Source organism: Roseovarius sp. MMSF_3298 (assembly GCF_030733705.1).
In the GTDB taxonomy this organism is placed as follows: Bacteria; Pseudomonadota; Alphaproteobacteria; order Rhodobacterales; family Rhodobacteraceae; genus Roseovarius; species Roseovarius confluentis.
The window spans coordinates 1-7,352 of sequence record NZ_JASHIN010000058.1 but is presented as its reverse complement, the minus strand read 5'-3'; the positions used below and the strand labels follow the sequence as shown (position 1 = coordinate 7,352).

Annotated in this window: 6 protein-coding genes; 5 read left to right on the top strand and 1 reads right to left on the bottom strand. The window is 61.1% G+C overall.

Features of this window, described 5'->3' with window-relative positions; translation table 11 throughout:
• The 3 genes from RBB18_RS23035 to RBB18_RS23025 form a co-directional block, all read left to right on the top strand.
• A partial coding sequence (locus RBB18_RS23035) for an ATP-binding protein (protein ID WP_306121283.1) occupies nucleotides 1-1,224 on the top strand: 1,224 nt, incomplete at its 5' end.
• A 25-nt stretch (nucleotides 1,225-1,249) separates the two neighbouring features.
• Nucleotides 1,250-3,172 (top strand): methyl-accepting chemotaxis protein, encoded by a 1,923-nt coding sequence (locus RBB18_RS23030; protein ID WP_306111549.1) that lies wholly within the window; start codon nucleotides 1,250-1,252, stop codon nucleotides 3,170-3,172.
• 36 nt (nucleotides 3,173-3,208) lie between these two features.
• The gene (locus RBB18_RS23025; protein WP_103764425.1) at nucleotides 3,209-3,814 is read left to right on the top strand and encodes a chemotaxis protein CheD; all 606 of its coding nucleotides are present in this window, start codon (nucleotides 3,209-3,211) and stop codon (nucleotides 3,812-3,814) included.
• A gap of 576 nt (nucleotides 3,815-4,390) precedes the next feature.
• Here RBB18_RS23025 and RBB18_RS23020 read toward each other — a convergent pair.
• Nucleotides 4,391-4,531, bottom strand: coding sequence for a PAS domain S-box protein (locus RBB18_RS23020; protein WP_274593474.1), 141 nt, complete (start codon nucleotides 4,529-4,531; stop codon nucleotides 4,391-4,393).
• A gap of 377 nt (nucleotides 4,532-4,908) precedes the next feature.
• Here RBB18_RS23020 and RBB18_RS23015 point away from each other — a divergent pair, with 377 nt between their 5' ends.
• Nucleotides 4,909-5,826, top strand: coding sequence for a diacylglycerol kinase family protein (locus tag RBB18_RS23015; RefSeq protein WP_306111548.1), 918 nt, complete (start codon nucleotides 4,909-4,911; stop codon nucleotides 5,824-5,826).
• Nucleotides 5,823-6,632 (top strand): metallophosphoesterase, encoded by an 810-nt coding sequence (locus RBB18_RS23010; protein ID WP_306111547.1) that lies wholly within the window; start codon nucleotides 5,823-5,825, stop codon nucleotides 6,630-6,632. The genes RBB18_RS23015 and RBB18_RS23010 overlap by 4 nt, the downstream gene beginning before the upstream one ends.
• The last annotated feature ends 720 nt before the right edge of the window (nucleotides 6,633-7,352 follow it).

The window sequence follows — 7,352 nt, the reverse complement described above, 5'->3', positions numbered from 1 at the left end:
AGTTCCCGCACCAGCACGATCCGCGTCGACCTGGACAGGGTCGACCGGCTGATCAACCTCGTGGGCGAGCTTGTCATTGCCGAGGCGATGTTGCGCCAGTCGATGGACGAAATGCCCAGCTCCGCCAACAGCGGCGTGGACGAGGCCATGAGCCAGCTCAAGACGCTTTCGGGGGCGATCCAGGAAAGCGTCATGGCGATCCGCGCGCAGCCCGTGCGAAGTCTGTTTCAGCGCATGTCGCGCATCGTCCGCGAAACCGCGCGCGAGGCCGGAAAATCGGCGCGGCTCGTCACGGTCGGTGACGCCACCGAGGTCGACAAGACGGTCACCGAACGCCTGGTCGAACCCCTGACCCATATGATCCGCAATGCCATCGACCATGGGCTTGAAACGCCCGAGGCGCGGCGCGACGTCGGCAAGGACGAGCGCGGCACCGTCACGCTCGAGGCCAGCCACCGCTCGGGCCGCGTTGTCATCGTCATCAAGGATGACGGTGCCGGCATCAACCGCGAGAAAGTACGCCAGATCGCCATCGACAAGGGCCTCATTCGCCCCGAGGACGACCTCAGCGACGGCGATATCGACAACCTGCTCTTTCGCCCCGGTTTCTCGACTGCGGGAGAGATTTCCAACCTGTCGGGCCGCGGCGTCGGCATGGATGTGGTGCGAAACGAGATCCAATCCCTGGGCGGCCGCGTCAGCCTGCAATCGCTCCCCGGTCGCGGCACCTCGGTGACCGTGTCCCTGCCGCTGACCCTCGCCGTTCTCGAAGGCATGGTCGTCAAGGTCGCCGACCAATCCCTGATCGTGCCAACCTTGCCCCTGCGAGAGATGCTGCAACCCGGCCAGGCCAAGGTGCACACGCTTTGCGACGGCGACAACGTGCTGGCTCTGAACGGCGAGATGGTCCCGTCGAACGCGCTTTCGGCTCATCTCAAAGACATCCATATGCAGGGCGCCGGGCGTTACACCGAAATTTTTATTACCGATATCCGCGGTCTCAATGTCGGCCAGAGCGGGGTCACCTCCGATTACTGGCAAGGAGATGAGGCGAAGTGGCAGGTGCCGCATGACACTTCCGGCATCCATATCGGCGAGATCGAATTCGACGAATCCACTCAATCCTACCAAAGCCATGTCAGCGTTCCGATCATGGACGACGGCAGCTTCGTCGGCGTGATCACCGTCGGCGTCAACGTCGAAATGCTCGCCACCGCAAACTGACCCTTCTACCAAACGGGAGCCCGTGATGACAACGACCGCACCAACCACCGATACCGGTCCCGGCCGGATCCCCACCGCCCTGTCGGCGCTCAGCATCCGATCGAAACTCGCGGTCGCCGTTGCCATCGGCTTCCTCCTCACCTTCGGGGTCTGCTTTGCATTGCTCAGCAAAAACCTGAACTCCATGAGCCTCGAAGAACAAGCCGCGGACCAGGCGGATTTCGCCGCGATGCTCTCCAATCAGATGCGCGGTCCGATGCAGTTCAAGGATGGCGCCCGCCTGGCGGATATCTACGCGACGGCCACAGAAAGTGACGAATCTCTCATCGCGGTCGAGATCCTGCACGGCTCGGGCGAACAGTTGGCCGTCTATAACGCGCGCAATGCCCCACCTGCGCTTCTGCCGCAGGCGCTGAAAGAGTCTCTGGAAACCAAGACCGTCACCCAGATTCTAAGCGGTGAGATCGACATCGTCGCCGTGCCGGTCTTCGCCAAGGACGGAGTGACCGTTCTGGGCGTCGCGGGCTTCGCCTGGGACAACGGCATTTTTCTCGCCGCCCAGAACACAAAGATCCTGCAAATCCTCGGCCTAAGTGCCGTTGTGGCCGTGGCTGGACTTGTGGCGATCTTCCTCGCGATCTCGCACCTGGTAACCGGCCCGATCAAGGCGCTCAGCAATGCCATGAAGGCAGTTGCCAACCACGATTACACCACCGAGATCCCCGGCGCCCGCCGCGGGGACGAGATCGGCACCATGGCACAAGGCCTCGAAGGGTTCCGCGACACTCTACTGCGTGACGAAACCGAAGCCCGGGAGCGGCAGGAACGGACAGCGATGCGGCAAAAGCTGCTGCACCACCTGGGCGAACGTATGTCGCTGCTCGCCTCCGGTCAGACCGATTGCATGATCAAGACGGCCGATTTCGATGGGCTCGATACGGATCACATCGAAATCTGCGACAATTATAACGACGTCGTCTCGAACTTGCGCAGCATGCTGTCCACCATCGTCTCCACCGCCGAAAGCGTCCGCACCAGCTCTCAGGAGATCTCCGAAGTCGCGGAGGACCAGTCGAAGCGCTCCGAGGCCCAGGCCGCGACTCTCGAGGAATCCGCCGCCGCCATTGAAGAGCTGAACAACAGTGTGCAGATGACCGCCACCCTTGCGGTCGACGCCAACGAACGGATTGCCGACAATAAGAAGCGCGCCGCGACCGGCGGCGCGGTCGTCGAACGCACGGTCAAGGCGATGCGCGACATCGAGGATTCCTCTCAGCAGATCACCGCGATCATCGGTGTGATCGACGACATCGCGTTTCAGACCAACCTTCTTGCCCTAAACGCGGGCGTCGAGGCTGCACGTGCGGGCGACTCTGGCCGTGGCTTTGCCGTCGTCGCCTCCGAGGTGCGGGCACTGGCCCAGCGCGCCTCGGATTCCGCAAACGAAATCAAGGAACTGATCACTCGCTCCAGCGAGCATGTCACCGAAGGCAGCAGGCTTGCCAATCAGGCCGGGTCGGCCTTGAGCGACATCATTGACGGCGTCAACCATGTTTCGGACCTGGTGTCGCGCATCGCCACCGGCTCCAGCGAACAGGCGACCAACCTCGCCGAGATCAAGGATAGCGTGACCGAGCTAGACAAGGTGACGCAGCAGAACGCAGCCGTGATCGAGGAGTCCTCCGCTGCCAGCCGCAGCCTGAGTCACGAGGCACGGCGCATGTCCGAGATTCTGCGCCAGTTCAACCTCGACGAGCTGCATGACTCGGGTGCCGATACCGCGCCCCCGCTTCGCGCGGCACAGGCCACGACCGGCTGGGAAGCCGAAATCGCCCGAGCGGAAACGCGAGACGCCGCGCCGGCCCAAACGGGCATCGCCGCCAACGCAACCGTGCCTGCCGCCAGTTCGGTCGCGGTAAACGGCCAGGAAGACTGGCATGATTTCTGATCGCGCCCCCGCCACTACGCGGCACCAGGAGGCAGCATGACACATATCGGCAACCGCAACAGAGCTCGGCCGAACCCGGCCGGTCCGAACGGCCAGGCTCCGGGCTCGATCGAGGGTGCTGTCTTCATACCGCTGTTCCAGGGCGAGACCCGGATCTCGGACCGACACGACGAGATCATGACCACGATTCTCGGTTCGTGTATCGCCACGTGCATGTGGGACGCGGTGGCTGGCGTGGGCGGCATGAACCACTTCCTGTTGCCGGGCGCGACCAGCGATCGTGGCGACAACATGCGCTATGGCGTGAATGCCATGGAGCTCCTGGTCAACGGCCTTCTTAAAAAGGGTGCCGACCGCCGGCGCCTCGAGGTCAAGTTGTTCGGCGGTGCCAAGATGTTCGAAGGAGGCGCCGAGATCGGCGCCAAGAATGCCACCTTCGCCAAATGGTACATGGAGAACGAAGGCTTCACCGTGACCGGTGGCTGTCTGGGCGGCACCCGGGGGCGCAAGATACGGTTCTGGCCTGTCTCGGGCCGCGTCCAGCAAAGCTTCATGTCGAACATGAGCGATCCAGCCGTCCCGGTACCAGCGCGTCCGAAACGTGACGACGGTGCGTCACAGGGCGATATACAGCTTTTCTGATCTCTCGCCGGCCGCGCAGCCCCGGCCAAGTTTTTTCAACATGCGGACTTGCCCGAGATTGCATTCTGATCGTGCCGGGGCTGCCTTCACAGGCGTGATCCGGCCTGGTCCATCGTGATCCGCTCCACCGGGCACCCGAACGCCATTTCTTCGCAGGCAAACTGACCCACGCTTTCGTGACGGCAAATCAGAGCCGCTTTCCACTGCATCTATGACATATGAAAGCGCACTGCTCATCGCGAAGCGCGCCTCCACAGCCTAATTGCCGCTTATGCTTGAAAATAGACCTTCGGTTTTTGAATCGGAAACCGCGGCATAGCGGTGAAAGCGTCGCACAAACGATCGATATCGGCCACGCCCCAGGGCGCGACCTCCTGTTCCAGATTGCCGTCGCTGAGGTCGCTCAGCGCCGTTGCAATCCGCTCTATCCCGGTGCGGCGCGGTGATGTCTGTGGCGACCTTGATCACCGCCTCGACATTGCCATCGGCATCGAAAATCGGCGCATAGGTTCCACTGATCCACACTGCTTTGCCTGCGCTGCCCAGAAGCTGCGATAGGCCTCGCTGCGGGCAAAGTCAGTCCGGTGTCACGAACATCGAATGGTGCTGTCCGACCACCTGGTCCAGTGCATAGCCCATCGTGCCAAGAAAATTCTCGTTCGCGTGCAGGATATTTCCGTCACGTGTGAACCGGATCGTCGCTTGGGTCGGATCCACGGCCGACGCCAACGCAGTCGCGAGGTCTGCGTGACCTTGCGATTTCCCGCGCTTATTCCTGCTGCCGAACACCGGTCGCTCCTTTTTCAGACCAGATTATCGAGCACTATAACGACCGTGGCTTCTCAATTGCTTTCCGTGACTACTCCTTACGCGCGTACCCGTCGCGGCCCGGGTCACCGCCTGATCCGGCGCGTCGCTTGCGCATGTCTCCGTACTGCTGACACCCGCGGACCAGGAAATTCATCCGGATAGCCGCCGCGCAGACGTTCCTGCTCTGCCAGGGGAACAGATACCGTCCGTTCGCCGTTGAGCCTGCTGAAGCCGCGACGAAACGCATGGCAAGAACCAAGAACCCAAGGCTCGCGAAAGCTGACATGTCCCACATAGTGATCCTGAACACCGACTCCGGAAAGGGCGACAACAATCCGGGGGCCGATACGATCCAGTCACTGTTCGACGCTCATGGAACGCCCGTGACGATCGTGCCTGTTACAAGCGGCGATGACATCGCTGCGAAAGTCGCCAAGACCATAGAGACGCCCGGGATCGAATGCGTCGTGGCAGCAGGCGGCGACGGAACCATCTGTGCCGTCGCGGGGGCGCTTGCGGACAGCGGCATTGACCTTGGTGTTCTTCCGCTCGGCACGTTCAACTACTTCGGACGCCGCCTGGGCGTTCCCGAGGACGCCGAACAGGCGGTTGACGCAATCTGCAGCGGGCATCGCGCGCCGATCAGCCTTGGCTGTGTCAACGGGCGTGTCTTCATCAACAACGCAAGCATCGGGCTGTACCCCACCATCCTGAAACAGCGAGAGAGCATTTATCGACGTTGGGGACGGTCGCGACTGGCCGCCTACTGGTCCGTTCTCGTGGCGATGGTCACGGTCTACCGGCCCCTGACGATGCGCATCGAGGTTGACGGCACGTTGCAAAGCGCAAAGGCTCCCACGGTGTTTGTCGCGATGAGTGCATATCAGCTGGATGAATTCGGAATAGAAGGGGCTGACGCGGTCAGAAACGGCAAGTTCGCAATATTGCTCGCGCCCGATGTTGGCCGCTTCATGCTGATCTGGAAGGCCTTTCTCGTTGCTCTGCGCGACTTGCAGAAAGGCCGGGATTTCACGTTGTTCACCGGCGAGCATGCAACTGTCGAGACCAGAAGATCCGCCCGGGACGTCGCCCTGGACGGAGAGCGCCAGCGAATGACGGGACCGTTCAATTTCAGCATCCTGAAAGACGCCATTCATGTGCGCTTGCCCGCCGCCCCGGCGCAGGAAGATGCGGCAGAATGATCCGCCTTGTTCAGATCAGTGACCTGCATTTCGGTCGCGAGGACCCTGACCTTCTGCATCCGCTTCGGGCTGCGATACAGAACGCCGACCCCGATCTCGTCGTGATGGCCGGCGATTTCGTCCAGCGCGCCCGTGCGTCGCAGTTCCGGCCGGCGGCCGACTTCATGAATTCGCTCAGTCGGCCCTGGGTGGGGGTTCCGGGCAACCACGATATCCCGCTCTACAACCTTCTGCTGCGGGCCGTGGACCCGTTTCGCAGATACCGGCGCTGGATTTGCAAAGACCTCGATCCCACCGTCGATCTTGGAGACGTGAAGGTGGTGGGGTTGAACACCACCGATCGGTGGGCACACCAGCGGGGCCGCGTCAGCGAACGCGACGTTCACAGGGTGGGTGACGCCATTTCCTCTCATAAGGGCGGCCTGACAGTGATCGCGGCCCATCATCCGTTTCACCACACGCCCGACATCGAGAAGAACCTGATGGTCGGGGCGTCCAAGGCGTTGGAGCATTGGGCCCAATGCGGGCCCCACGTCATCATGTCGGGCCACCTTCACCAGTGGCTCGTCGAACCTTTCGTGCGCCGCAAGGGCGCGGACATGACACTGCAACTGCACTGCGGCACCGGCCTTTCGACACGACGGCGCGGGCACCCGAACGATTTCGCCGTGCTCGATTGCGGTGCTACAGAGGTCACGGTGACACGGATGGTGGCCGAAGACAGAGAATTTCGGCGCTCCGCGCGCACCCGGTACTTGGTCGGTAACCACGGGTGGGAAAGACAGGGGACACAAATCGAGCGATGAGTGAAGCCGGCCCGACGTCGGACACCACGCCCTCAAATGCGACATCCGAGGCTTCGGTCGGCGTGGGACGCCAACGAGGCCAGCCTATGCAGGATGCTGACGTCAAACGCCACGGACCACCGTTGACCATGCGGATACCAGCGTGTGCGACACAACAGGTTCTTTTGGTCGCTAAGGGCCCGGATCTGCTGTTCGGCATGCCGCCAAAGTTTGACTGCTTTCAGTCCATCTCCTCAAGGACATTGTAGATATGCCGTCACTCGCGAGACTTTTTCCTTAATCTCCCAAATTTGGGGTAAAGGAGATCAGAACATGTCAGAGCAGCCATAGTTATGCCAAGCGTGAAATTTGAAATCGAAAAAGATCAACGAAATCAAAGGGGAAAATTTGGCGATCTCAAAATCGGCGGACTCTATTGCCAAGGGGTGCGGTCTAGTTTTGCCAAACTAAATCGGCAATAGTCTTGCCATATAGGCGTCAGGCAAAAAAAGCCGCCCGGCTGGGCGGCTTCAATCGGCAAGATCTTGGGGAATAAAGTCTACAAATCGGCACGCCTGTAGATCGATGCGTGCAAGAGTGCCCGCCTCATAATTGGCTTTATGTCAAGCTTCCGCAACTCCCTCGCAGTTTGTCCGTCTTCAGCGTTTTTCGGACAAGTCGTTTGTTTTGGTAACGGAGGCTCTGGTTCGGTTTCTGTTTGAGTTTAGGCGGCCGCGGCTT